The organism is Streptomyces drozdowiczii (genome assembly GCF_026167665.1).
Classification (GTDB): Bacteria; Actinomycetota; Actinomycetes; order Streptomycetales; family Streptomycetaceae; genus Streptomyces; species Streptomyces drozdowiczii_A.
The window spans coordinates 6704159-6727392 of record NZ_CP098740.1 but is presented as its reverse complement, the minus strand read 5'-3'; the positions used below and the strand labels follow the sequence as shown (position 1 = coordinate 6727392).

19 protein-coding genes are annotated in these 23234 nt (G+C 70.6%); 7 read left to right on the top strand and 12 right to left on the bottom strand.

The window, feature by feature from the left end; translation table 11 throughout:
* Positions 1-39: 39 nt before the first annotated feature.
* A complete protein-coding gene (locus tag NEH16_RS30470; RefSeq protein ID WP_265546294.1) occupies positions 40-1314 on the top strand; it encodes an alpha/beta fold hydrolase in 1275 nt (424 codons plus the stop codon).
* Positions 1315-1392: 78 nt separating this feature from the next.
* Here NEH16_RS30470 and NEH16_RS30465 read toward each other — a convergent pair whose 3' ends face one another.
* From NEH16_RS30465 to NEH16_RS30440, 6 genes are all read right to left on the bottom strand, one after another.
* On the bottom strand, positions 1393-1560 hold the full coding sequence (locus tag NEH16_RS30465; protein ID WP_265546293.1) for a hypothetical protein: 168 nt from the start codon (positions 1558-1560) through the stop codon (positions 1393-1395).
* 67 nt (positions 1561-1627) lie between these two features.
* On the bottom strand, positions 1628-1795 hold the full coding sequence (locus NEH16_RS30460; protein WP_073969255.1) for a hydrophobic protein: 168 nt from the start codon (positions 1793-1795) through the stop codon (positions 1628-1630).
* A 57-nt stretch (positions 1796-1852) separates the two neighbouring features.
* Complete coding sequence (locus tag NEH16_RS30455; protein ID WP_265546292.1) at positions 1853-2038, bottom strand: hypothetical protein; 186 nt, start codon at positions 2036-2038, stop codon at positions 1853-1855.
* The gene (locus NEH16_RS30450; RefSeq protein WP_265546290.1) at positions 2032-2763 is read right to left on the bottom strand and encodes a 3-keto-5-aminohexanoate cleavage protein; all 732 of its coding nucleotides are present in this window, start codon (positions 2761-2763) and stop codon (positions 2032-2034) included. The genes NEH16_RS30455 and NEH16_RS30450 overlap by 7 nt, the downstream gene beginning before the upstream one ends.
* A gap of 38 nt (positions 2764-2801) precedes the next feature.
* Positions 2802-3305 carry a lamin tail domain-containing protein gene (locus NEH16_RS30445; RefSeq protein WP_265546288.1) on the bottom strand — a complete coding sequence of 168 codons (504 nt, stop codon included), beginning with the start codon at positions 3303-3305 and terminating at the stop codon, positions 2802-2804.
* Between the two features lie 195 nt (positions 3306-3500).
* On the bottom strand, positions 3501-4145 hold the full coding sequence (locus tag NEH16_RS30440) for a hypothetical protein (protein ID WP_265546285.1): 645 nt from the start codon (positions 4143-4145) through the stop codon (positions 3501-3503).
* Positions 4146-4417: 272 nt separating this feature from the next.
* On the opposite strand from NEH16_RS30440, the gene NEH16_RS30435 reads away from it, so the two are divergent.
* On the top strand, positions 4418-5971 hold the full coding sequence (locus NEH16_RS30435; RefSeq protein ID WP_265546283.1) for an alpha/beta hydrolase: 1554 nt from the start codon (positions 4418-4420) through the stop codon (positions 5969-5971).
* A gap of 31 nt (positions 5972-6002) precedes the next feature.
* On the opposite strand, the gene NEH16_RS30430 is transcribed toward NEH16_RS30435, so the two are convergent.
* Entirely contained in the window at positions 6003-6662 is a 660-nt protein-coding gene (locus tag NEH16_RS30430) for an MSMEG_1061 family FMN-dependent PPOX-type flavoprotein (RefSeq protein ID WP_073969250.1), read from the bottom strand.
* Between the two features lie 332 nt (positions 6663-6994).
* On the opposite strand from NEH16_RS30430, the gene NEH16_RS30425 reads away from it, so the two are divergent.
* From NEH16_RS30425 to fxlM, 4 genes are read left to right on the top strand one after another with little or no spacing between them, the layout of a single operon-like run.
* The gene (locus NEH16_RS30425) at positions 6995-8854 is read left to right on the top strand and encodes an ABC transporter ATP-binding protein (RefSeq protein WP_265547444.1); all 1860 of its coding nucleotides are present in this window, start codon (positions 6995-6997) and stop codon (positions 8852-8854) included.
* A 37-nt stretch (positions 8855-8891) separates the two neighbouring features.
* On the top strand, positions 8892-10334 hold the full coding sequence (locus NEH16_RS30420) for an NUDIX domain-containing protein (RefSeq protein WP_265546280.1): 1443 nt from the start codon (positions 8892-8894) through the stop codon (positions 10332-10334).
* Positions 10322-11683 carry a phosphotransferase gene (locus tag NEH16_RS30415; protein WP_265546278.1) on the top strand — a complete coding sequence of 454 codons (1362 nt, stop codon included), beginning with the start codon at positions 10322-10324 and terminating at the stop codon, positions 11681-11683. Before NEH16_RS30420 ends, NEH16_RS30415 begins: the two co-directional genes overlap by 13 nt.
* A gap of 11 nt (positions 11684-11694) precedes the next feature.
* Positions 11695-14034, top strand: coding sequence for a methyltransferase, FxLD system (gene fxlM / locus NEH16_RS30410; RefSeq protein ID WP_265546276.1), 2340 nt, complete (start codon positions 11695-11697; stop codon positions 14032-14034).
* 260 nt (positions 14035-14294) lie between these two features.
* Here fxlM and NEH16_RS30405 read toward each other — a convergent pair whose 3' ends face one another.
* From NEH16_RS30405 to NEH16_RS30385, 5 genes are all read right to left on the bottom strand, one after another.
* Entirely contained in the window at positions 14295-14561 is a 267-nt protein-coding gene (locus tag NEH16_RS30405; protein ID WP_343299536.1) for a hypothetical protein, read from the bottom strand.
* Complete coding sequence (locus NEH16_RS30400) at positions 14561-19510, bottom strand: sacsin N-terminal ATP-binding-like domain-containing protein (RefSeq protein ID WP_265546274.1); 4950 nt, start codon at positions 19508-19510, stop codon at positions 14561-14563. Before NEH16_RS30400 ends, NEH16_RS30405 begins: the two co-directional genes overlap by 1 nt.
* 719 nt (positions 19511-20229) lie before the next feature.
* On the bottom strand, positions 20230-21213 hold the full coding sequence (locus NEH16_RS30395; protein ID WP_265546273.1) for an HNH endonuclease: 984 nt from the start codon (positions 21211-21213) through the stop codon (positions 20230-20232).
* Between the two features lie 268 nt (positions 21214-21481).
* Positions 21482-21748, bottom strand: coding sequence for a hypothetical protein (locus tag NEH16_RS30390; protein WP_265546272.1), 267 nt, complete (start codon positions 21746-21748; stop codon positions 21482-21484).
* A gap of 3 nt (positions 21749-21751) precedes the next feature.
* Positions 21752-22513 (bottom strand): AAA family ATPase, encoded by a 762-nt coding sequence (locus tag NEH16_RS30385; protein WP_265546271.1) that lies wholly within the window; start codon positions 22511-22513, stop codon positions 21752-21754.
* On the opposite strand from NEH16_RS30385, the gene NEH16_RS30380 reads away from it, so the two are divergent.
* Positions 22514-23173, top strand: coding sequence for a hypothetical protein (locus NEH16_RS30380; RefSeq protein ID WP_265546269.1), 660 nt, complete (start codon positions 22514-22516; stop codon positions 23171-23173). It begins immediately after the preceding gene.
* Positions 23174-23234 lie beyond the last annotated feature (61 nt).

Below are 23234 nucleotides of genomic sequence, written 5' to 3'. Positions count from 1 at the left end.
CCCGCCCCGCCCCCGTACACCCCGCCCCAGGAGCCGGACTTGACCGACGACCAGATCACGTACCGCCACAGCGGCCTCGTCTGCACCGATCACACCCTCGACGTACCGCTCGACCACGCCCGGCCCGACGGGCCCGGCATCTCCGTCTTCGCACGGGAGGTCGTCGCCGAGGGCATGGAGGGACGTGAGCTGCCGCGGCTGCTCTGGCTCCAGGGCGGGCCGGGCGGGCGGGCGGAACGTCCCAACGCGGCGGGCGCCTGGCTGCGCCGCGCCCTGAAGGAGTTCCGCGTCGTCCTCCTCGACCAGCGCGGCACCGGCCGGTCCACCCCGGCGGACCGCACCACTCTGGCCGGCCGGGCCGACGCGGCGCAGTACCTCACTTACTTCCGGGCCGATTCGATCGTCCGCGACGCGGAGCTGCTGCGTCGCCGGTTGCAGGGCGACCGGCCCTGGACGGTCCTCGGCCAGAGCTTCGGCGGCTTCGCCACGCTCACCTATCTCGGCCTCGCCCCCGAGGGTCTGGACCGGGCCCTGATCACCGGTGGCCTGCCCACGCTCACCGGTCACGCCGATGACGTGTACCGCGCGGCGTACCGGCGTACGGTCGCCGCCAACGACCGGTACTTCGAGCGCTACCCGCTCGACCGCGTCCTGGCCGAGCGCGTCGCGGCGCACCTGGCGGACCACGATGTCCGGATGCCGTCGGGCGAGCGCCTGTCGGTGCGGCGGTTCCAGACGCTCGGGATCACGTTCGGCACGGCGTCGGCCTTCGACTCCCTGCACTACCTGCTGGAGTGCGCCTTCGTCCCCGGGCGGGGCGGGCCGGTCCTCTCCGACACGTTCCTGCGGGGCGTCGACTCCGTCGTCTCCCTCGCGCCGCGTCCGCTGTACGCGGTGCTGCACGAGGCGATCTACGCGCAGGGCGGCCGTCCCACGGCGTGGTCCGCCGAGCGGGTCCGGGCGGAGTTCCCCGAGTTCGACGCCGCCGCGGGCGGGCCGCTGCGTTTCACGGGCGAGATGATGTACCCCTGGATGTTCGAGGAGGATCCGGCCCTCGTCCCGCTGAAGGCGACCGCGGACGCGCTCGCCCACCGCACCGACTGGCCCGCCCTGTACGACCTCGACCGCCTCGCGGCCAACACGGTGCCGGTCGCCGCGGCGGTGTACCGCCAGGACATGTACGTCGACCACGACCACGCCCTGACCACGGCGTCCCGGGTGCGCGGCCTGCGCACCTGGGTCTCCGAGACCCATCTGCACGACGGGGTGAAGGCCGACCCGGGGGTCCTGGACCGCCTTCTGTCCCTGTCCTAGGGGAGCCGCCGGACACGGAAGGAGCCCTCGACTGCGAAGTCGAGGGCTCCTTCCGCGGCAGGGCTGCGAGGCGGCAGGTCACCGCCTGCGGGCCCAGCCGCTGCCGATCCCCGCCACATGGAGGGCCAGTGCGGTGAGCCCCAGCAGCATCACGTTGGTCGAGGAGAAGGTGTCGTTGGTGCTGATATCCGCCGCGTTGATCAGGAACGACACGAAGAACAACACCGCAGCGACTATGCCGAGCATGGCAAGCCCCTTTCGTAGAAGTGAAATTCCTTGTAATCCGTCAGAACAGACCCGGGCAGCGAGGAATTCACCACCGGTACCAGCGGCCCCGCTTCCCGTTCGCCGTCGGCCGGATCACGAATCCGAGCAGCCAGACCACCAGCACGATGACGGCGATCCACCACAGCGCCTTCAGTGCGAATCCGGCACCGAAGAGAAGCAGAGCAAGCAGAAGAACAAGAATGACAGGAACCATGATTATCGACCTCCGAGACGTCCTGTGCCCCGGAGAAACGGCTTCACTCACCTGACTTTACGTAGAACTTACGCCCGCCCGACGGAAGAGCGACAGAAGGGTCAGGGCCGCGGCGACATCGCTTCCGGTCCAGTGGGCGACCACCGCGCCGGGGTACGGCTGGTCGCGCCCGGCAGGCAGGCCGGTGAGCCGGACGACCTCGATCAGCGCGGTGCCGTCGACGGCCTCGACGGGGATCAGCATGTGCGAAGCCGTTCGTGCTGGATGATGCCCCGTGCCGCGCGGACGAGGGCCGCGTTGCCGGCGGCGGGCTGGCCGTCGGGGAGGTTCAGCACGTCTTCCATGCCGATACGAGTGTCCAGGCGTTGCGCGGCCGCGAGTCGCAGGACGGGCCAGGCGGAGGCGTCTTCGCCGTGCAGCAGGATCGGGGCGGCCGCCGAGGAGAGTTCCGCCAGCAGCCCCTCCGCCGCGTGGACCGCGTCCGGCGTGCCGGTTGCGATGACCTCGGCCAGGACGCGCAGGACCCGGGCGGATCCGGGCCAGTCGAGGAACCGCTGCGCCGCGGGGGTTCCGGAGTAGATGCCCGCCTCGACGCCGACCCCCCGCTCCAGCAACGCGGCGGCGACCTCGGCGGCACCGTCCTCGTGCCAGTTCACGGAGGCGTGGTCGGGGAGCACGGTCCAGGACCGCACATGCGCGGCACGCAGGTGCGGATCCGGCACCGCCCAGGCGCCGGTGGTGACCCCGACCGGAACGCCGGGCGCAGCGGCCCGCACCGCGCTCACCGCGGCGGCGACGGCGGCCGCCTCCAGCGTGTCCTGCCCGTCGCGGTCCTTCGGGTGCAGATGGATGTCCTCGGCGCCGGCGGCGACGGCCTCATGGGCCGCCACCGCCAACTCGGCGGCCGTGACCGGAAGACGGGGGCTCTCAGCGCGACTTCGCGCTCCGTTGATGCAGACCTGCAGCATGCTGCCATGGTCGCAGCCCGCGTCGGTTCCCGCCCGCGTTACCCGTGATAGGTGATGTAGCCGTTGCCGTCGCGGTCGTTGGCCTTCTTGGTGTAGGCGTGGACGTCCGCGCGGGCGCCGGAGGGCTTGTAGAGGTAGATCGTGTCCTTGTCGTTGTTCCAGATGAAGTTGCAGTTCTGGCGGTAGACGACGTTCTTGGCATCGGAGTCGGTGCCCCGGTTGCCGCGGAGCTTCACGTAGTCGCCGGGCTGCAACGTGTGGGACTTGGTGAAGGTGAACTTGTTCCCGGTGGCGTCCTTGACGACGTAGCCCTTGAGGTTGACCGTCGTGCTCCGCGAGTAGTTCTTGATCGTCAGGTACTCGCTCGCCGCGTTGCCGCCGGAGCACTTGTTGGAGTCACGACCCGGTGCGTCGTACTGGACGCCCTTGATCTTCAGGACCGAGGAGTACTCGGCCGCCTGGGCAGGAGTGCCGGCGACGAGGCCGAGCGAGACGACCGAGGCCATGGTCGCGGCGGCGGTCAGGGCGTGGCGGGTGCGCATGGCGATTCCCCCTTGTTGGTGCGGATGGAGCGCCCCAGAGCCTACCGATAATGTGACCATACGGTGAACAGAACTAGGAGATTGTGCGTACGCCGACGGCGTTCGGCATCACGAGCGCGCGAGGTGCGGACGCCGTTCGGGCCGGGCGTCCCGTCAACGACGGGGCGCCCGGCCCGGGGTCGCCGGAGCGGGTGGTCAGTTCGTCCAGAGGACCGGGCTGTCGCGGTACGCGTCGCCCTCCTCGAACGAGGCGACGGTGATGGGGTCGGTCTTCGTGGCGCTGAGCGAGCACGTCTCGTACGAGGCGCCCTTGGTGGTGAAGTCGCGCGGGGCCGTCTCACTGTCGCACTTGCCCGGGAGGTCGCCGATCAGGATGACGCCCGTGGGCGCGCCGCCGGCCAGGTTGCCGCGCAGCCGCAGCGACGAGTACGAGAGGTCGGTGCCGCCGACGTTCTCGACCTTCATCCGGATGTAATAGGGCGTCATACCCTTCGCCTTGTCACCGAAGGGGGCCATGTCGGCCTCGGTGCCCTTCTCGATCGCGGTGACCGTGATGGCGACCGTGCCCTCCTTCGACGTCCCGTACTTGAACGGCACGACCGCGCGGTCACCGACCTTGAGCTTCGTGCCCGGTGCGGCGACGTCACCGCTGGGCGCGGTGGAAGCGTCGTCGCTGGGCTTCGCGGAGGGGCTTTCGCTGCTCGGGGCGGGCGAGGCCGAGGCGGAGGCCGAAGGCGATTCCTGCCCCACCGCCCCGTCCTCGCCGTCGTTGCAGGCCGTGAGCCCGAGGCCCAGGGTGGTGAGGGCAACTGCGAAGACGATGCGTCCCTTGCGTATCATTTTGACCTAACTCGCGATAAGGGCTGCGCTGTTCGACAGCCGGAACGGACATGCGGGCGACACGGCGACGGCAGTGCGTCAATGGGGCGCGCCGCGACGCCCCACTCACCCTGGTCCAGGAATGACACAGGCTCGTCCCAGCGACGGCACAGCCCCGCGACGGCGACGACGCCCACCTCTCGGAAGCGGCTGTACGCTGCACTTGTTCGACGGGCATCAGTTCGGGCGCGCGGTCACGGGGCGCGTCCAGGGGCGGGAACACGGGGTCTTCCATGAGCGACGCACAGCCAAGAGGAAGCCGCGGACCGGGCGTCCCGACCGGTGCGCGCATCGTCCTGGTCCTGGTGCTCATCGCGCTCGGGACGACCGTCTCCTGGCTCCGGTACGACGCACGGCACCCGGCCCCGGAGCCGCGCACGGAGTTCACCGCGACCAACCCGCCCGCCGGTCTGCCCGCCGCGCTCACCACCGGTCAGCACCTCCGCTGGTCCCGCTGCACCTCGCCGCCGACCGCGCGCGAGGGGTACGAATGCGCTGTCATGAAGGCCCCACTGGACTACCGGAAGCCGGACGGCCGGACGATCGACGTCGCCCTGATACGCCTCAAGGCCACCGGGCCGAACAGCCGGCGCATCGGTTCCCTCGTCCTCAACTTCGGCGGGCCCGGCGTGTCCGGCGTGAACGGACTGCCCGCGCGCATCCGCCAGTTCGGGCATCTGCTCGACCGCTACGACCTGGTCTCCTTCGACCCGCGCGGCGTGGGCGCGACCATGCCCGTGCGCTGCGGGAAGACAGCGGACGACACCGCATTCGAGGGGGACGACGCCTGCGCGAAGCACTCAGGGGCGATCCTCCCGTACATCGGCACCTCGCGCACGGCGCGCGACCTCGACCTGATGCGCTACCTCCTCGGCGACCAGCGGATGCACTACTTCGGCGTCTCGTACGGCACGGCGCTCGGCGCGGCGTACGCCCATCTGTACCCGGCGCACGTCGGACGGCTCGTCCTCGAGGCGTCGGTCGATCCGACCGTGGACCTCGACGAGGAGCAGGTGGCGCAGGCCAAGGCGGTCCAGGCGGCGTTCGACCGGTTCGCCGTGCACTGCGCGGCCCGTATCCGCGACTGCCCGACCGGCGACGGGCCGGAGGAGGCCGCCCGCCGCATGGCGCGGCTGGCCGACCGCCTGGAGAAGAAGCCCGCCCCGGCCGGCGGTGGCAGAACCTACGACGCCGACGACCTCGCGTACGCCGTCAGCGACCATCTCACCCGGGGTACGGACGGCTGGCCGCCCCTGGCCAAGGCGCTCACGGCGCTGATCGACCACAACGACGGCCGCGCGCTGGCCAAGGGATCGGACCGCACCGGTTCCGCCGACCGGTCGGCGTCCCCGCAGGACAGCAGCCGCGCCGCCCTGATCGCGATCACCTGCGCGGACTCCAGCCTGCGCAACGGCCTCGAACGCCTGGACAGGGAATCGAAACGCGTCGAAGCCGCGTCGCCGGTGTTCGGCGCGGCCTGGTCCAGCGGCGTCTACCTCTGCTACGACTGGCCGTTCGACGGCGAGCGGGTCACCCCGCAGGTGAACGCCGAGGGCGCGGATCCCATCCTGGTGGTCGGCGGCGTCGGTGACCCGGTCACCCCGTACGGCGGTTCCCAGCACATGGCCCGCGCTCTGGGTGACGGTGTGGGCGTGCTCCTGACGGCCGAGGAGGAGGGCCACGGGACGTACCCGCAGAACCGCTGCGTCGTGAAGGCGGTGGACCGATACCTCCACACGGGGCGCACGCCGGCCCCGGGGACGGTGTGCCGGGGGGACATGTCCTAGGGCCGCGCAGGGTTCGGCAGCCCTCGGCCCGCTACTCGTACCGGTACTTCAGCGAGTCCGCCTCCGCCTGCTCGATGTCGGCGATCGTCAGCTCGGGCATCCGTAGCTGAGCGAGCGTCACCTCGGCGGAGGTCGGCTGGTCGTCCGGCGACAGCCACTGCTCCGGCTTCCAGGCCCCGCCGCGCAGAAGGGACTTGGGGCAGTGCGGGTAGACCTCCTCGATGCCCACCACCAGCGCGCTGGCCGGCGGCTTGCCCACGGCGGTCAGCTGCTCCAGCAGCTCCGGGCGGGTGGAGACGCACGCCCGCCCGTTCACGCGGAGCGTCGTGGTGCGCCCCGGGACGAGGAACAGCAGCCCGGCCCGGCCGGTGGCGATGACGTTCTGCAGGGTGTCCAGCCGCTTGTTTCCGGTCGCGTCCGGTATCGCCACCGTGCGCGGGTCCAGGACGGCCACGAACCCGGCGGGCCCGCCGCGCGGGGAGACGTCGCAGCGCCCTTCCGCGTCCGCGCTGGCGACCAGGACCAGTGACGAGCAGGCGATCATCCGCCGTGTCTGCTCGGTCAGTTCGTCCGTCTGCTTGCGCAGCGCCGTTTCCTTCGGGAGTTCGTACGCCTGGCGCAGCGCCTCGTGATCGCGTACGGCGTCGGCGCGTAGCGCGTCGTACGCGCTGCCGGTGAGGAGTGTCGTCATACGGCGACCTTACGGGTGGGGCCCGGACGGCCGCACAGGGCCCGCAATCCCCCGCAGGGGTGAGCCGACCTCATCGAACGAGTTTCAGCGGCGCCATCCCAGAGGCCCCATGGCCTGACCGCACGATGAGAACTTGTGTTCACACAATGCCCTCCGATCCGGCCGTTACGGGACCGGATCCGCCGCGTTTTTAGAGCATCAGTGCCACATCGACGCCCAGACGGAGGAACGCCATGCAGCCCACCCCTCCCCCTCGCAGCAGCCCCCCAAAATCGAACAGCGGCGTTCCGGGACCGCGCACCGTCCCCTTGGCACCCGACCCCGAGCCGCAGATGCGCTACGTCGACCTCACCGGCAGCCACGAGGCGGCCGGCCGGTCGATCCGGATGCGCGACATGGCCCGCCGCCTGCCGCAGCTGGTGCGCCGCTCGCTGGCCCTGGCCTGGCGGGTCGACCGCCGGGCGACCGTCGGCCTGCTGCTGTGCCAGCTGGTCACGGGGGTGATGCAGGCCCTGGGCCTGGTCGCCGTCGCGGGCACCCTGACGGCCCTGCTGCGCGACGGGGACGTCTACCACCGCCTCCTGGAGGCATGGCCGTCCGTCGCCCTGCTCGCCGGGGCCGCCGGGGTGCGCGCCCTCCTCGGCATCACGGTCAACTGGCTCTCCTCCAGGCTGGGTCCGCTGATGTCCCGCGAGGCCGAGCAGATGCTGCTCACCGGCTGCGCCGAGGTCGAGTTGTGCGCGTACGACGACCCCGACTTCAACCGCGACCGCGAGGCCGCCGACCGCGGCGCCCAGGTCACCGGCGACCTCATCAACCAGGGTCAGGACCTGATCGCCTCGGCCGCCGCCTTCCTCGCCGGGGCCGTCGTGCTCGCCGGGGTGCACTGGGTGCTGCTCCCCCTCCTCGTCGCCGCGAGCCTGCCGCAGGCCGTGGCCCAGGTCAGCGCCGCCCGCGTGCGCTACCTGGCCAACCTCCGCAGCAACGGCGACAACCGGATGCTGTCCGTGCTGCGCTGGCACATCTACACCAAGGACGCCGCCGACCAGATCCGCGCCGGCACCATGGCCGACTTCCTGTCCGGCCGGTACCGGCACACCGTCGCCCGTATCAACGACGAGGACCGGGCCGCGGCGGACCAGGGCGCGCGGATGTCCCTGGTCGGCGCGGTGTGCGGGGGTCTGGGTTCGGCGGTCGTGTGGGCGGCGGTCGTCTGGCTGCTCGCGACCGGCCGGATCAGCGTCGGCCATGCCGGTACGGCCGTCTTCGCCCTGCAGACCGTCGGCATGTCGGTGCGCGGCCTGGTGGCCGTGGGCGCACGCGCCGTGCGGACGGGGCTGTACATGGACGACTGGACCGGCTTCCTCGACAAGGCGGGCGGCTTCCGCATGCGCCGGGGACCCCACCGCCCCGCGCCGCCGGAGACGATCGAGGTCAGGTCGGTAACCCACCGTTACGCGGGCAAGGAACACGACGCGCTGTCCGAGGTGTCCCTCACCCTGCGCCGGGGCGAGGTCACCGCGCTGGTGGGCTTCAACGGCTCGGGCAAGTCGACGCTGTCGAAGCTGGTCAGCGGCCTCTACCTGCCCACCGAAGGGCAGGTGCTGTGGGACGGCGTCCCCACCACCGAGGCCGACCCGCAGGCGCTGTGGCGGCACGTCGCCCTCGTACCGCAGGATTACGCGCACTGGCCGCTGACCGTCCGCGAGAACGTGACCCAGGGGCAGCCCAGCGCGGGTGGTGACGCGGCGGTCCGTGAGGCGTGCGAGGCGGCCGACGCCGACGAGGTGGTCGACAAGCTGGGCTCCGGCCTGGACACCCTTCTGGCCCGCGAATGGCTGAACGGCCAGGAGCTGAGCGGCGGCCAGTGGCAGCGCATCGCCCTGGCCAGGGCGTTCTTCCGCCGGGCGGGGCTGCTGGTCCTGGACGAGCCGACGGCCAACCTCGACCCGCGAGCCGAGTTCCGCATCTTCCAGCGGCTGCGGGCCCTCGCCCGGGACCGGGCGGTGCTGCTCGTGACCCACCGCATCGCGAACGTCGCCGTCGCCGACCGCGTCGTCGTGCTCGACGCGGGGCGCGTCGTCCAGGAGGGCACCTACGCCGAACTGGCCGAACAGCCCGGACTCTTCCGGCAGTTGCTGTCCTACCAGATCACATCCGAACCGGACGACGAGCACGAGACCCCCGCGTAGCCTCCCCGTACCCCTGCCGCCGTCCCGAGGTATCGACATGTCGCTGACCCGCTCCCACATCCGCGCCACCACCGAGGAGTACCTGGCACGCCACCCGCACGAGCGAGAATCCCTCGCCGGGCTGCTGTCCCTCCTGGACGGCGCCGACGATCCGGCCGACCGTGCGACGCTGCCCGCCCACGTCACATGCAGCGCCGTCGTCATCGACCGCCGGTGCCGGGTCCTGCACATCCGGCACCGGGCCTCCGACGGCCTCGTGCTCACGCCGGGCGGCCACACCGAGTCCGGCGACCGCAGCCTGCTCACCGCCGCACTGCGCGAGCTCCAGGAGGAGACCGGCATCCCTCCGGGCGCCGTATGCCTGACCCGGCAGGTGCTCGGCACCCCCATCGACATCGACGTGCACGACATCGACGCGCGCCCCGCGAAGGGCGAACAGGCGCACCGGCACTACGACTTCCGCTTTGTGTTCCACCTCGCCGACGAGGAGCCGCCCGCGCTCGCTCTCCAGGACGAGGAGGTGTCCGGCGCCCAGTGGCTCCCCCTGGCGGACGTCAGGTCGTCGACCCTCCGTACGAAGCTCCTTCAGGCGCAATGCGACGGGCGGCCCGAGCCCGTGAACGCCTCCGCGCTCATCCACGACGGCAACGGCCGGTACCTGCTGCACCTCCGGGACGCCAACAAGCCGTGGATCTGGGAGTCGGGGTGCTGGTCCCTGCTCGGCGGTGGCCGGGAGCCGCAGGACCGCACGCTGCTCGACACGGTCGTCCGGGAGCTGCGCGAGGAGGCCGAGCTGACGGTCGCCGGCCTGGCGCCGTACGCGGTCGAGCACGTCACCGGCACCGACGGGACCCGGGTTCCGGTCCAGGTGTTCACCGGCCGCTGGAACGGCGACCCGGCCCGGCTGCCGCTCACCGAGGGCGTGATGGTCGCCTGGGTGCGGCCGGAGAAGTTCCCGTACATGACGATGCTGCCGTCGACCCGGGCGCTCCTGGAGCGGCACGCGGCCGAGCACGATGCGCCCGCGGGCCCGGCGGCGGGGACAGTCCTGAACGTCGTCGGCGTCCACCTCTACCTGGAGCGGGACGGGCAGGTCCTGCTGGGGCTGCGACACCCGGACTCGGCGTACGCGGGCAACACCTGGCATGTGCTGGCGGGCCACTGCGAGGCGGAGTCCGCGACCGCATGCCTGGTCAGGGAGGCGGACGAGGAGGCGGGGCTGGTGATCGACCCGGCGGATGTCGAGCTCGTCCACACGGTGCACATGGTCGACCGGCCGGGCGGCAGCCCCCGGGTCAACCTGTTCTTCCGCGCACGCCGCTGGGAGGGCACGCCCGAACTGAGGGAGCCGGACAAGTGCGTGGCCTGGCAGTGGTGGAACGCGAAGGATCTGCCCGAGCCGCTCGTTCCCTACACGCGCGCCGCGATCGAGGGCATCCGGGCCGGACGCGTCTACACGGAGCTGGGGTGGGCACGTTGACCCGCGCCGACGCGCCGGTGGACGCACACCTGCTGGCCGTGCGCGACGGAGTGCGGGGGCCGGAGGTGCTGCTCTCCCGTCGGGCCGGTGGCGGGTACGCGAGCGGCCTGTGGCACGCGCCCTCGGGCCATGTGGAGACCGAGAGCGTGGTCGACGCCGTCGTACGCGAGACGCGGGAGGAGACCGGTCTCGTCGTGGATCCGGCGGACGTGCGCGCGGCGGTCACGGTGCACCACCGGCCGCCGGTCGGCCGGGCGCGGATCGGGGTGTTCTTCGAGGTGCGCCGGTGGGACGGCACGCCGTGCGTCATGGAGCCGGACAAGTGCGACGCGATGGGGTGGTTCGCGCTGGACGAGCTGCCCGAGCCGATGGTCGCGTACTGCCGGGCGGGCCTGGACGCGTACCGTGCGGGTGCCCACCTGGCCGTGCATTTCCAGGAGCCGGGTGACCCCATCGCGTACGACCCGTCCGCGGACCGGTTGCTGCTGATTCCCGGCGCCGCCCCGGAGGGTGCGGTGCGGGCCTTCGCCGAGCGGGCGGTGGGGCGGATCGCCCGTTGGGCCGATGTCTCCTGGGCGAGGGAGGAGAGCCGCGTCTGGCGGGCGTACGGCGCCGAGGGCGGCACCTGGTACGTCAAGATCCACCAGAACGGGCGTTTCCACCGGCGCGAGGTCACGGCGTTACGGGGCTGGGCCACCGGCCTCGGTGCGGCCGCGCCCCGGCTGGTGGCCGCCGACGACACCTTGCGGGCCGTCGTGCTCACGGCGGTGGGAGGCCGGTCCCTGCACGGTGCCGCCCTGGCGCCCGAGCAGGAGCGCAAGGCCTTCCACCGCATCGGCCGGCTCGCGGCCGCCATCCACAACAGCGCCGCGCCGCGCCGACCGGGTGGCAAGGTCCTGCCCGTGGGCAAACTGGAGCGGCACCTGGACGGGGCCCGGCCCCATCTGGCGGACGGCGACGAGGAGTTCGTGCGCACCACGGTCAAAAGCGCCGCCGCACTGCCCACCGTCCCCACGCACGGCGACTTCCAGCTGCGCAATCTGCGCTGGGACGAGGAGGCCGGCACGCTGTACGTCATCGACTTCGAGCGCTCCGAGGACGGCCCGGCCATAAGGGACTTCGTCCGGCTCTCGGACAGTTGGCACGGCCGCCCCGACCTCCTGGCAGCCGTGATGAACGGCTATGGGCGCGCCTTCACCCGCGAGGAGGAGATCCAACTCGCGGTCCTGGCAGCCCTGGACTCCGTCTCCGCCATCTCCTACGGCGCCGCGCACGGCGACCCCGAACTGGTGGAACGCGGCCGACGCACCCTGGCCCGGCTCCGCGCCGAACACCACACCACCCCATGAGGAGCGACACGTTGACGTACACCACACGCGATCAGTGGGAAGCGCACTTCGCTGAGGGCCGGGGTTTCCGGCAGCTGGGCGAGCGCGAGCGGGAACTGCTCGCCGAACACACCGGCGGCGGGCGGGCGCTCGATGTGGGCTGTGGCACCGGCGAGTTGGCGGCGTATCTCGCGTCGCTCGGCCACACCGTGGACGCCGTCGACTTCGCCGACACCGCTGTCGCCCGTGCGCGGGACGAGCACGCCGATGTCGAGGGCGTGCGGTGGCTGTGCCTGGACATCGAGCGCGACGACCCGGCCCCGCTGCACGCGGACGGCTACGACCTGGTCGTGTTGCGCCTGGTGTACCCCTTCCTCAGGGACAGGGGCCGCGTCCTGCGTTCTCTCGGCGGGCGGCTCCGGGACGGCGGCGCTCTCGTCGTCATCACCCCGGTGGCGCGGACCACGCCCGAGGAGCGGCGCGGCATCGCCCTGGACGAGGACGAGATCGCGCTCCTCGGCGCCGGCTGGAAGTCGGTGCGGCGGCTGGACGCGGACGGGATGGCCTTCCTGATCCTGCGCGGCCCCTCCCCTGTCGGCACCCGGGCCGTCGAGAAGAGCCGTCCCACGACCCACGCCCTGACCGGCGCGCTCGCCGTCGTCACCGACGACGCCGGCAGGGTCCTGCTCGGCCGGTCGCACCGCGGCGTGCTCGAGCTTCCCGGTGGCAAGACCCAGGGCCCGGAAGGCTTCGCCGAGGCCGCGGCCCGCGAACTCCTCGAAGAAACCGGCCTGGTGGCCGATCCGGCGGACGCGTACGTGGTCACGATGCTGGTGGACGACAGCCACGGCATTCCCCGGCTCACGGCGGTCGTCCGCGTCACCGCCTGGTCCGGGACACCGGCCAACCCGGAGCGGGACAAGTTCGTCCGGTGGGAGTTCGCCGACCTGCACGCGCTGTCCCGTATCGGGGAAGTGTTCCTGCCGGCCGCCCGGGCGTTGGACGCCGTGTGGCCCGGGGTCGTTCCGGGCCTGCCGCCCGTGGCCTCCTACCCGCTCGCCGCCGATCGTCCGGCCGTGCCGGGTGAGCCGGCCGAGGCCGTCCGGCTGCGCCGTGCGATGGCCGATCTGGTGACCGCCGGCGGTTGGGCCCCGTCCGAACCGGTGCGCGAGGCGCTGCGGAACGTGCCGCGCCATCGGTTCGCCCCGGAAGCGGATCTGGCGACCGCGTACGACGGCGGTGACCGGGCCGTCGTCACCCGGCGCGACGAGACCGGGGTAGCGATCAGCTCGGTGTCCGCGGCCTGGCTCCAGGCCGACATGATCGAGAGCCTGCGTCTTCGGCCGGGTGCGCGCGTGTACGAGGCGGGGTCCGGTGGCTACAACGCCGAGCTGATCGCGCATGTCGCAGGCCCCGGGGGGCGGGTGGTGACCGTCGACATCGACCCCTGGGTCGTACGCCGCACCCGCGCCTTCATCGCGGAGGCCGGCAGCGGACGGGTCACCGCGGTCGAGGCCGACGCCGCGCTCGGCGCCCCGGCCCACCTCGTCCCGCGCGGCGGCTTCGACGGCAGCATGATCACGTACAGCTGCTGGGACATCGCGCCCGCCTGGCGCGAGCAACTGGCCGAAGGCGGGCTCCTCGTCCTGCCGTTGGAGATGGGCGGCTACAGCCGGGCGGTCGCGTTCGAGCGGCGCGGCGAGGTGCTGCACGCCCGCCGTTTCACGTACTGCGGCTTCGTCCGCGACCAGGGCCGGCAGGCCCGCTCCACCCCGGTCGTGCCGCTGCTCGGCGGCGCGCTGACGCTGCGCTTCGACGAGGGCGCGGCGGCCGGCGCGGAGGGGGTGGAGGAGGCGCTGCGCGGGCCGCGTCACGAGGTAGCCACCGGCATCACGATGGGGGCCGGGACCGGCGTCTACTTCGGCTCCCTCCAGCTGTACGCGGCCACCACCCTGCCGGGCTTCTGCCGCCTGCGCGCCGACGAGGACACGGAGGTCGTCGCCGTGGCGGAGGGCCGTGACGCGCCGGCCGTCCTCGGTGATGCCTCGCTGGCCTATCTGGTCCACCTGCCGGCCCGGCACGGTGGGCGTTCCGAGGACAGGGAGTGGGTGGTCCACGCCTTCGGCCCGGAGGGCGCGCGGCTGGCCGAGCTGGTCGCGGCGACGGTACGGGCGTGGGACCGCCACATCCGCACCGCCGACGACGACCGGCACGCCGATCTCGTCCTGACCGTCCACCCGGCGGGCACCCCGGACCATCTGCTGCCGGCCGGGGACGTCCTGGACAAGGCGTCCTCCCGGCTGGTGTTCCGGTGGCCGGGCCGGAACGGACACCTGCCGGGCCCGGCCCGTGTGACCGGGCTCGCTAGTTGACACCAGGCCACGTTCACGACCTGCACTGATGCCAAGTAGCTTCAGTCGGAGTCGCAGAATCAGCGAAATAGTTGACACTTTGGTACAGCACAGGTTATGAGGCGCTTGTCGCCATAGCGAGGCCAAAAGCCTTCTCCAGACAGGGTCTGGAATCGCGAGCGGGCTGGCAGCTCTCAAGGCTCGCGGTCCCTACCCGTTGTCGACAGGCATGTGCTGGCATGGGCACAGTTCGACCTCGTTTGCTACGGGGAAGGTTCCGGTCACCCCGGCGGTAGTTCGAACCTCAGACGCATGGCCGTGCCGACGAGGCGGTAGCCGGCGAGGCCGGGAGCGCTGAACGGGTTAGGGAGGGGCGTTATGCGTCGGTGGGCGTTGTCCAGGACGTGGGTGACGTAGACGATGGTGTAGGTCTCGTCCGGGCGTAGGTGACTGGCTCGTTCGACTTCGGACTCGCCGAGTTCGAACTCGCCCCGGTCCCCGGTCGAGGCCTTCACCTCGTACAGGAGGGTGCGATCGCCGTCGTGGATCAGGAAGTCGTAGCCGAGGCTGTCGTCGCCCGAGCCGTCGGCGAGGACATGCTGGCGTAGCCCGGACTTCCAGGATTCTTCGCGGGGGACGCCGTACTGCCGCTCCAGCCAGGCGGCCACGGCCACCTCTCCGGCGAGTCCGACGGCCCTGTCCCTCTGGGGGTCCCGGGGACGGCCTGGTATCCCCCGCCACGACCGGCGACCGCGGAGGTGGTTCGTTGTCTCGGGAGGGCGGGCGCCGACGGTGTCCCGGGCTGTGGGGAGGCAGCGAGTTGGTCGGGGGTGAGGTCGGCGGCGACCTGTCGGGCAAGGTCGCGCAGGTGGTCGGGGCTGATCGGAAGGGCACGGCCGTTCAGGAGAAGTGACGGGCCCGACGGCGCGGCAGGGAGCGAGGCACTACCGACGGGCGGGCTCGGCGGTAGGGGCGCGGGTTCGCGCAGACCGAGGTCGGCCGCCCGGTCCGTGGCGGGCATGTCCGCGGGCCAGTGACTGCGGGTCTGGAGCCAGGCGATGAGCGTGCGGGTACCGATCGGCTCGAAGTCGAGCAGGCCCTCGGCGTCCATCGCCGACGCGACCTCGGTGGCCGACGGCAGGGAGGGGATCTCACGGCCCTGGCGGTTCAGCCAGGCTTCGATGCGGACACGCAGGCGGGGAAGGCGCGCGTGGATGGTGTCGACGCAGTCCTCGTGGATCTCGGCCACCGTGCGCGGGCGGTGCTGCCGGGCCGGTGTCGGGGGCAGGTGCGTGACCGTCCATTCCTCGGCGTGGACGTCGAGGAGGTCAGCAGGAAGGTCCCAGTGTTCGAGTCCCCACCGGGGGTCCGGCTCCAGTCCGGGGAGCGAGCGCAGCCGAACGTACTCCGTGAGGGGGGCGCCCGCCTTGTGCGTGGCCACGTAGGCGTCACGAACGCGGTCGGCCATTCGGGCCCGGTTCAGCTGCAACCAGGCCTGGAACTGGCGTTGGTGGGTCTCCGCGTTGTCGACGGTCAGCAGACCCAGTGTCTGCCAAGCCTGGTTAGCCTCGGCCAGGGGCACTCCCAGTGCGGACAGCATCCGCTGCCAGTCGGCCTCCTCCACGAGTCCCAGCAACTGGTCGGTGCGGTCGGCATCGAGCCGGGCGACCAGCCAGTCGTGGAGTTCGCCGCGATCGTGCAAGGTCTCCTGTCCGCGTTGTAGTTCCTCGGCGAGGGCGAGGTCAACGCAGGCGAGAAGGGGGACGAGTCGGGCGCTGCCGGAGCGGATCGAGGCACGGTCGGCGAGCACCGCCTCCAGGCGCTGTTGCGGGATGGCGAGCACGGAGGCAATGTCCGCCTCGGTGACGTCCGCGACGGTCCGGTCCAGCCGGTTCAGTGCGATGAACGCCAGCTGTACCGCCGTGCTCAGATAGGGGGCGCCGATCAGGGTACTCAGGGCGGTCGCGGCTACCTCCAGCACATGCCAGCCGGAGCGCTGCCCTGCGCACACCACGACGAGCCGGGGTTCGTCCGGATCGTCGTGGAGGAGGGAGCGGTCATCGCCGGAGGCGTCGAGGGCGTGCCCGGCGATATGGGTGACCGCGGTCCGCGCCATGACGACGCCACAGGATTGAAGCCGTTGCCTGACGCGGCGCGCCACGGGGACCGTGGCGCGGGAGGACCGCTCCTCGTCGAACTCGACCAGCGCGACCATGAGGGCCTCCAGCCAGGGCCCGGCCAGGGCAAACAGCGGTACTCGGGGTGCGTCGGCGATCGGCAGCTGGTCGACCCACACGTCGAGTTCCGCCTCGCTCGTCGGCCGGATCACGAAACGGCCCTGTGCCTCCAAGTGCGCGTGAATGCGCTGGCCCAGAGCTCTGTCGTCGACCGGCAGGAGCAGCAGGGGTGCCTCGTCGAGCAGCCTCCGCTGCTGGGTGCCGCGGATGTCGGCCACGTAGACCGGCTCCGGCTCAGAATCAGCTGCCAGCACTCCCAGTGTCCCGGCCCTGCTCACAAGGAGTTCAGGGAGGACCCCGGACCGCCACCCGCCGCCGAACCCGTCCGGAGGAAGGAGGTCCGCCCAGGCCTGTTCGTAGGCCCGCCGCAGCAGATGCCCAAGGCGTCCCTGCCGTAGCTGGGGCACACGGCGGAGTAGGGCGGGCAGGTGGCGGAGCCGGTCCGCGGCGGTCTCGGGATCGTCCCAGCGGCGTACGCCGAGCAGCTCCAGGCGTTTGAGCACGCGGTCCGACTGCCGTCTGCGCAGCGCGGCGGAGGCGACGGTGAGGAAGGCGGGTGGCGCCTCCCCCGAGGCCCACCACCACGCCTGGCTGGCCGTGGTGAAAGCGGGAGTGTCTTCGTCGTCACCCGTCTGGGGAATCCACGGGACTCGGAACAGGAAGGCCGCCAGCGGGGTGGGCCACAGTGTGCCCTTCTGATCCGAGCCGCCCGCGAAGCGGAACTCGAGTGCCTCGGCGTCCCAGATGTCCAGGCCGTGGACAATCAGTTCGGCGTAGAGCCGACGACTCTCCTCGTCGAACGCGGCGTATTCCCGCTGGCCGGGAAGAACGGCCACCCTCTTGCGGGTCGGGCGGTACTCGACGGTCAGGTAGAGATCGTCGCGGCGCTTGGGCCAGCGCTGGGCCGTCGACTGCCATTGGGTCCGCTCATCCGGGTCCAGGTTCAGGGCCCACAGTCCGGGAAAGCTGGACGGACGGTTGAGATGCTGCCCCTTCACCGCCTGGGACGTTGCCACGTAGGTCGGTAGCAGGCCGTGCCGGACACCCTGGTGTTCGAGGAAGCGCCGCAGAGTCTGCGCGTCGGTGCGGGTGCCGGCGCAGATGTCGTGGGCGGGGCGGACAAGCCGATCGGCGGCGGCGACAAGGTCACGGGAGACAGCTTCGGTACGGTCGAAAAAGCGGACCAGTGCCCGGTCGATCCCGCCGTGCCCGCCTGTCCAACCATCTCCAAACATGGCCTCCGTAACGGGCACCCAGGTCTTGCGGCCCGGCACCAACAGCCCCTTGATCACAGGCCGCTTGCCGTGCCGGTCCACTGAGGACGCCCACAGGGCGCAGGCGAACAAGAGGTGCTCGCGCAGAGCCTCGTCGTCCTCACGGACCTTGCGCATGGCGTCGCCCAGCACTTCCAGCAGGGCTTTCGGGCTGTAGTCCCGTACCAGCCCCTGTTCCTCCAGCCAGGTACGACCGCGGGAGCGCCGGCTGGTCTTCCGTCCCGCCCAAGCGATCTCCGTGTGGACGAAAAAGATTCTCTTCGCGAGTCCAGGTGGCAGGGCGGGCAGCGCGGCCGACGGGCCATCCGGGCGGAAGAACAACCCGGGATCGCCGGCCGGCGCCCGCTTCCCGTCGACCGTGAGGACGACTTTCCTCCCCTTCAGTTCCTCGCCAGTGCGAGCGAAGCAGACCGAGAGGTCGTGGTAGTAGTCCGCCCACATTCCGGCGTCGAACTCCCCCTGGGCGAGGGCCGAGGCTACGCTCTCCGCCCAGTCGGCGAGCACTCTGACAGGCGGGTTGAGACCCAGTCCACGGGCCGTACCCAGCGCCGCCAGCCGCTCGGCGCGCCGGGGATGGAGTTGTGGGTCAATGACGTGCTTGACCCCAGCGGCAGCCACGGCCTGCGGTGTCAACACGCGAGCCTGGTCGGGGCCGCGCCACAAGTAGCCGCAGCGGTACGCGGTGCGGGTGCCCGCAGGGTGCAGTACCGGCATGAACGGAACGGCGTCGAACTCACGGTCCTGTGCTTTGAAGGCCAGCTCCAGGCGCCGAACCTGGTCGTGTTCCCAGCACATCAGGTCGATGAGGGTGCCTGCGGGCAGCATGACGCGTCCTTCGTCGACCAATGCGGTCGTCCGTGCGCAGGCCTCGGCCGCGGTGTCGAGCAGCAGGTCATTCCATTGCGTGGACTCCATCACGGTGCGTCGGCTCACGTCCGTGTGGAATGGCGCGTTGACGAACCCGCGCACCGGGCAGATCTGTTTTGTCCCCATGGGCAGGAACGTGTAGAGCCTGCCGCGCTCCAGAGGGTCGCCCGCGGGTACCGCCACGCTGACCACAGCCGAGTTTCCCAGTGCCTGCCAGCCGTCCTTCAGCGGTCCGGATCCCAGACCGGCGGCGATGGCTTCGCGTGCGCGCTCGCTGTCCACTGCGGCCGTCACCATGATCAGGCGGGTGCGACGGCGCAGTGTGATCTGCTGGATCTTCAGATCACGAGAGATGAAGAGGGTGTCCACCTTGCGTGTGTAGACGCTGGGGCGCCCCCGGCCGCCCGCCCGGTGCGTGACGGTCACTTTCCCGAGGCGGTCCAGGAAGAGTTCGAACGGCGCCCCGTCATCGGTCAGTTCCCGCAGCTGGCGTACCGCTTCCAGCCTGGCCTCGGCGGACCGCAGCGGGAGCCGGACCACTGTCACCATTCCCCGTCGGCGGAAGGGAGCCACCGCAGCCGGGACGTCGTCCACCGGCACTGGAACCTTCAACGATGACAGGTTCGCGCGCAGTTGGTCGGCAGCCTCCGGGTGGCCGGGCACGACATGGTCCGCCAACCAGCCGAAGTCGTCGTCCTGAGCGAAGCGGAAGCAGAACCCGTCGAAAGCCTTGGACGCGGAACTCGTGACGCTGTACATCTCTGGGGCGGAGGTGAGCTGAAGCACGCTCTTGAAGCCGACCCCCTTGTGGCCGATACCTTCGTCGGGTCGCTTGCTCGACAGGCCGATGCTGCACAACGCCTCGAAGTTCTTGTACCCGAGAGGCCTTCCGCCATTCGCCACGTAGAGGACGCCGTGTTCGCCCTCGTCCTCGTCTAGGACAATCTCTACGCGGCCATCGCCGTGCCGGGCGCGGTGCGCGTCGTGGGCGTTCTGAAGGAGTTCGACCAGCACGCGCCCCTCGTACTCAGGCGAGAGCATCTGTTCGGTGACTTCTTTGAGTTCGCGAGCGGCACGACGCCCGCGCTTCAGGTCGGCGAGACACCCCTCGGCCTCCATGACCGCCGTCGCTACGACCCGCTTGCGCCTGGCCGAACCGACGCGACCCGTGGACCGCCCTGCTCGCTTCTGTCCGTCGGTCACTCTTGCCCCCGGAAGCCTTCTGACAACTACTCCTCCCGACGATAGGGGTGACCACTGGCTTTCGGACGCACAACCCGAAGCACGGTGGTCGGCTAGGAGTCATCGCCTTACCGACCAGTACGAACGCCTGTACTGAAGGAGTGGCAGCCGGTTGCCGTGAAGGCGTACAGCACACCCCAGGCGAAGATCTCGGTGCGACCCGCTGTGGCGTCCCGGTGGTACTCGGGGCTCAGCCAGTCCGGAGTCCCGGTCGGCGCGCCAGGACGGATGACCGCGGTGCCGTCGGCGACGTGGGCGATGCCGAAGTCCAGCACCCCGCGCCCTGTCCGGGGCCAGGATCACGTTCGCGGGCTTCAGATAGCGGTGGACCATCCCATCAGCAGGCGCAACCACCTCCTCCTATCGCGGCAGTTACCACTTTGATCTGCAAATCTGCGATCTCTGCCGCTACACCAGCCGCAACCACCGCGTCCGGCACTCTGAGCGCACCCAATCCACGAACCCTGACTGAAGATCCGGGAGTCCGGAACGTCCGGCAACAAGCAGTGTCCGAAAGCGGAGAGTGAATCACCGGCGGTAAGCCTCGTCATGGTGCGCCTAGCCGTGCCTGTGCCTCGTCACCCGACGGCGCGGCATCACCGCGATGGGCCAGCGCGCCGCCACCGCCGCCAGCACTGAAGGGCTCTCCGTCCTTGGTCTGGCCTGTTCGTCCCGGCCCCCAGGCCTGTCAGGCGAGCATCAAGCGGGGCTACCCGCTCAGGCGGGTGGGTCGGGCGGGGTGTGTCGGCGCGGAACTCGGCGAGCGACTGCTCGACACCGGCAATGGTCAGCCGCCAGAAGTCCCAGCCGTCGATGTCATCGCTGCCAGTGGCGGCCCGGGCCGCGGAGTTCGGGGTACCCCAAGGACGCTTCCAGACGCTGATGCGGCCGTCCGCTTGCAGAACACCCGGTTGCGGCTTGTTGCTGTGACGGCCGATCAGTGGGATGCCAGCGGTCAGGTCGGCCGGGTCCAGGTCCTTGAGCAGGTCCCGCACGTCGACGGTCGAACGTCCCGGGTCGATGACCGGGGTGCCGGGATGCTCTGCCGAGGACTGGTCGGGCTCATTCCTCGTCAGAGCACATGCACGGTGCAGAGCCAGGGCAGCGGCGGCGGCTGCGCTCCACTGCGCTGTTGTCGCCGTTCTCCCGGCAATCAGGGCCTGGACGCTGGGCAGGTCGCCCGGTATCTGGGCGAGTACCGCGATCTCGTCCATCAGGAGGAGGCGTTGGTCTTTGATCTGGGTGGCGTTAAGCGCCAGGATCCGTATGGTCTCGTCGGCGCGGCAGACCCCGCGGTGTGCCTCGTCCTTGGAGTAGGGGGTGTGGCTGCGCCGGGCGTAGCCGGCGGTGTCGAACCCGAGCAGGTCGGGATCGCCGATTCGGGCCGGGTCCAGGAGCATCGGCTGTTCCAGGCTCAGGTCGTCGTGCTGGCGCCAGGCGCGCGGCCCGGCCAGCAGTGGGAACCGGCTGCCCTTGGCACGGCCTTCTCGTGCACCGTTGAACCGGGCTCCGCCGCTGTTGCAGTGCTTGCATGCGATGCGGTAGTTGTCTCGTGTAGGCGAGCCACCAGTAGCCGTCATGGCCTGATTCGCCGAGCACTTCGGACTTCGGCCGGAAGTGGTCGACGGTGATATCAGCGCGCTGGATTGTGGTCTCGCAGTACCAGCACTTTTGTCCGACGAGTGCGAGCAGGGGGTCGCGTACCTCGTCATCGGTCCAGTGCTCCGTGAAGGCGCGCTTGGTGTTGCTAGCCATCGCGGCCCGCACGGCGTCCAAGGTGGTTTTGGTCTTGGCCACCCACGCCTGCGGGGTGGTGAGTCCGCTCATATCCACTGTGTCGCATCGGCGTCAGATCACCGACGCGAAGTGCTCGTTGAAGAGTTCGGCGACCATGGCCTCCAGGACCTGCGGTGGCGGAGGGTTCGTGCTGGTGACGGCCTCGACGAGAGCACGGCGTCTGCGGTGGAGTTCGGCAAGGAAGGCCATCACGAGAGGATCACGGTTCGCGGTGGAAGAGCCCAGTGCGTCGAGTTCGTCGGTGACCTCGCGGAGCTCCGTCTGCCACACCGGGTCGTGGGCCGCTGCCGGCAGTAGCGTGTACTGGCGGTCAATCAACTTCTAGGTGGGTTCGTCGGGTTGGCCGGGCAGCCCGAACAGATCGGTGGTCAGCAGACCGCCGACGCCCTGTCCCCGCGGGGTGGCCTCGGGAGTTACTGCTGTGGCCTGGCCTTCCTGATCGGTGGCGATGATCCGGATCTGCTGGCGGGTCATGTTGGATACCAGCAGGGGTTCGTGGGTGGCCGTGATGAACTGCGAGTCCTGATGTGCCCCGAGTACGGCGCGCACAGAGCTGTACCAGCGCCGGCTCCATTCGGGGTGGAAGTGTGAGTCGGGCTCGTCCGGGAGGAAGAGCGACTCCTGTGCGCGCTGGAGCCGCAGAAGGCCCAAAATGGTCAGGAGTTGCTGCTCTCCGGAACTCAGGTCGTCCAGGCCGAGCATCACGGCGCCGATCTTGTGCAGGCGGACGTCGACGGTCAGGTATCCGGCGTCGAGCAGGGTGGTGAGCAGCCCGAACATCGACAGATCACTGTCGAAGAGGTTACGGAAGGCCTGGACGTCCTCGGTGGTGCCCAGCACGTACAGACGGCCTATGAACGTGCTCCGAAACGCGCCTACGCGATGCTCCGAGACGCGGAGATATCCGCGCCCCTGGCCCGCTCCCTCGTCAGGCGGCGCCAGATCTTCCACGCCGGTGGCAGCAGCCGCGGACCCGGCCGCCTGCGAGTCCCCTCGAGGGACTGCTGCTTCAGCCCCGAGGAAGTCCCTCAACTGCTGCCGCATGCCTGGTTCGACGACCACCTCGCTCACCTCATCGAACACATGCAGCAGGTCAACAGCTCGACCGTACGCCACCTGCGGCGAGCGGCGTCCCTGAAGTTGATGGAGATGACCGCCGGCGGCACCTGGGCTGAATGCGCCAAGACACTGGGCACGCTACGCGGCAGCGTCGTCAGTACCTTCCATGTGCTCGGCCGGACGATGCCCGGCAAGCTGTGGAAGGAGTTCGAAGCCGGCGTCGAACGGATCGCTGCCGAACTCGACAGCAACCCCAACCGAGTCAACTACGCACGACGTCGTCAATCCATAGCCACCTGGCGGATGCCGGCGCCCGACTGGCCCGGGCTGTGCGACGGAATCCCCAAGCTCGGGCACCTGGCACGGCAAGAGCCTCACCTCGCCACGGGTCTCGTCTGGGCTGAGGTCACCCAGTCCGAGCACCTCAACTGCTCCTTTCTTACCTCCCCGGCTCTTGGCGGACGGGACAGGAAGCAGCTGGCCGACCAGATCGCCCAGTTCCTCACCCCGGCACACCAGAAGGCCGGACGCCTCGAGCTCCGCAGACGGCTCGACCTGTACGCCGTCCGCCTCGCCGTGCAATGCGACTCCGCACCCCCCGGCTCTTTCGGGCAGGGCACTTCGACAGCTCAGCTGACCAGAGCGCAGTCGGCGAGGTATGAGACCCAGCGGATGTCCTCGTGAACTCTCATTTACGACCGAGCCCGGCCGAAGCGAGGTCGGGCTGAGCCGGGACGCGCTACCG

Excerpts from the sequence above, each read along its gene's own strand:
- NEH16_RS30430 (WP_073969250.1), bottom strand. The coding sequence starts at position 6,662 with ATGACGACACTCCTCACCGGCAGCGCGTACGACGCGCTACGCGCCGAC.
- NEH16_RS30380 (WP_265546269.1), top strand. The coding sequence starts at position 22,514 with ATGCAGCAGGTCAACAGCTCGACCGTACGCCACCTGCGGCGAGCGGCG.
- NEH16_RS30450 (WP_265546290.1), bottom strand. The coding sequence starts at position 2,763 with ATGCTGCAGGTCTGCATCAACGGAGCGCGAAGTCGCGCTGAGAGCCCC.
- NEH16_RS30400 (WP_265546274.1), bottom strand. The coding sequence starts at position 19,510 with ATGGAGGCCGAGGGGTGTCTCGCCGACCTGAAGCGCGGGCGTCGTGCC.
- NEH16_RS30435 (WP_265546283.1), top strand. The coding sequence starts at position 4,418 with ATGAGCGACGCACAGCCAAGAGGAAGCCGCGGACCGGGCGTCCCGACC.
- NEH16_RS30445 (WP_265546288.1), bottom strand. The coding sequence starts at position 3,305 with ATGCGCACCCGCCACGCCCTGACCGCCGCCGCGACCATGGCCTCGGTC.
- NEH16_RS30455 (WP_265546292.1), bottom strand. The coding sequence starts at position 2,038 with ATGCTGATCCCCGTCGAGGCCGTCGACGGCACCGCGCTGATCGAGGTC.
- NEH16_RS30420 (WP_265546280.1), top strand. The coding sequence starts at position 8,892 with ATGTCGCTGACCCGCTCCCACATCCGCGCCACCACCGAGGAGTACCTG.
- NEH16_RS30460 (WP_073969255.1), bottom strand. The coding sequence starts at position 1,795 with ATGGTTCCTGTCATTCTTGTTCTTCTGCTTGCTCTGCTTCTCTTCGGT.
- NEH16_RS30395 (WP_265546273.1), bottom strand. The coding sequence starts at position 21,213 with ATGACGGCTACTGGTGGCTCGCCTACACGAGACAACTACCGCATCGCA.
- NEH16_RS30465 (WP_265546293.1), bottom strand. The coding sequence starts at position 1,560 with ATGCTCGGCATAGTCGCTGCGGTGTTGTTCTTCGTGTCGTTCCTGATC.
- NEH16_RS30440 (WP_265546285.1), bottom strand. The coding sequence starts at position 4,145 with ATGATACGCAAGGGACGCATCGTCTTCGCAGTTGCCCTCACCACCCTG.
- NEH16_RS30425 (WP_265547444.1), top strand. The coding sequence starts at position 6,995 with ATGCGCTACGTCGACCTCACCGGCAGCCACGAGGCGGCCGGCCGGTCG.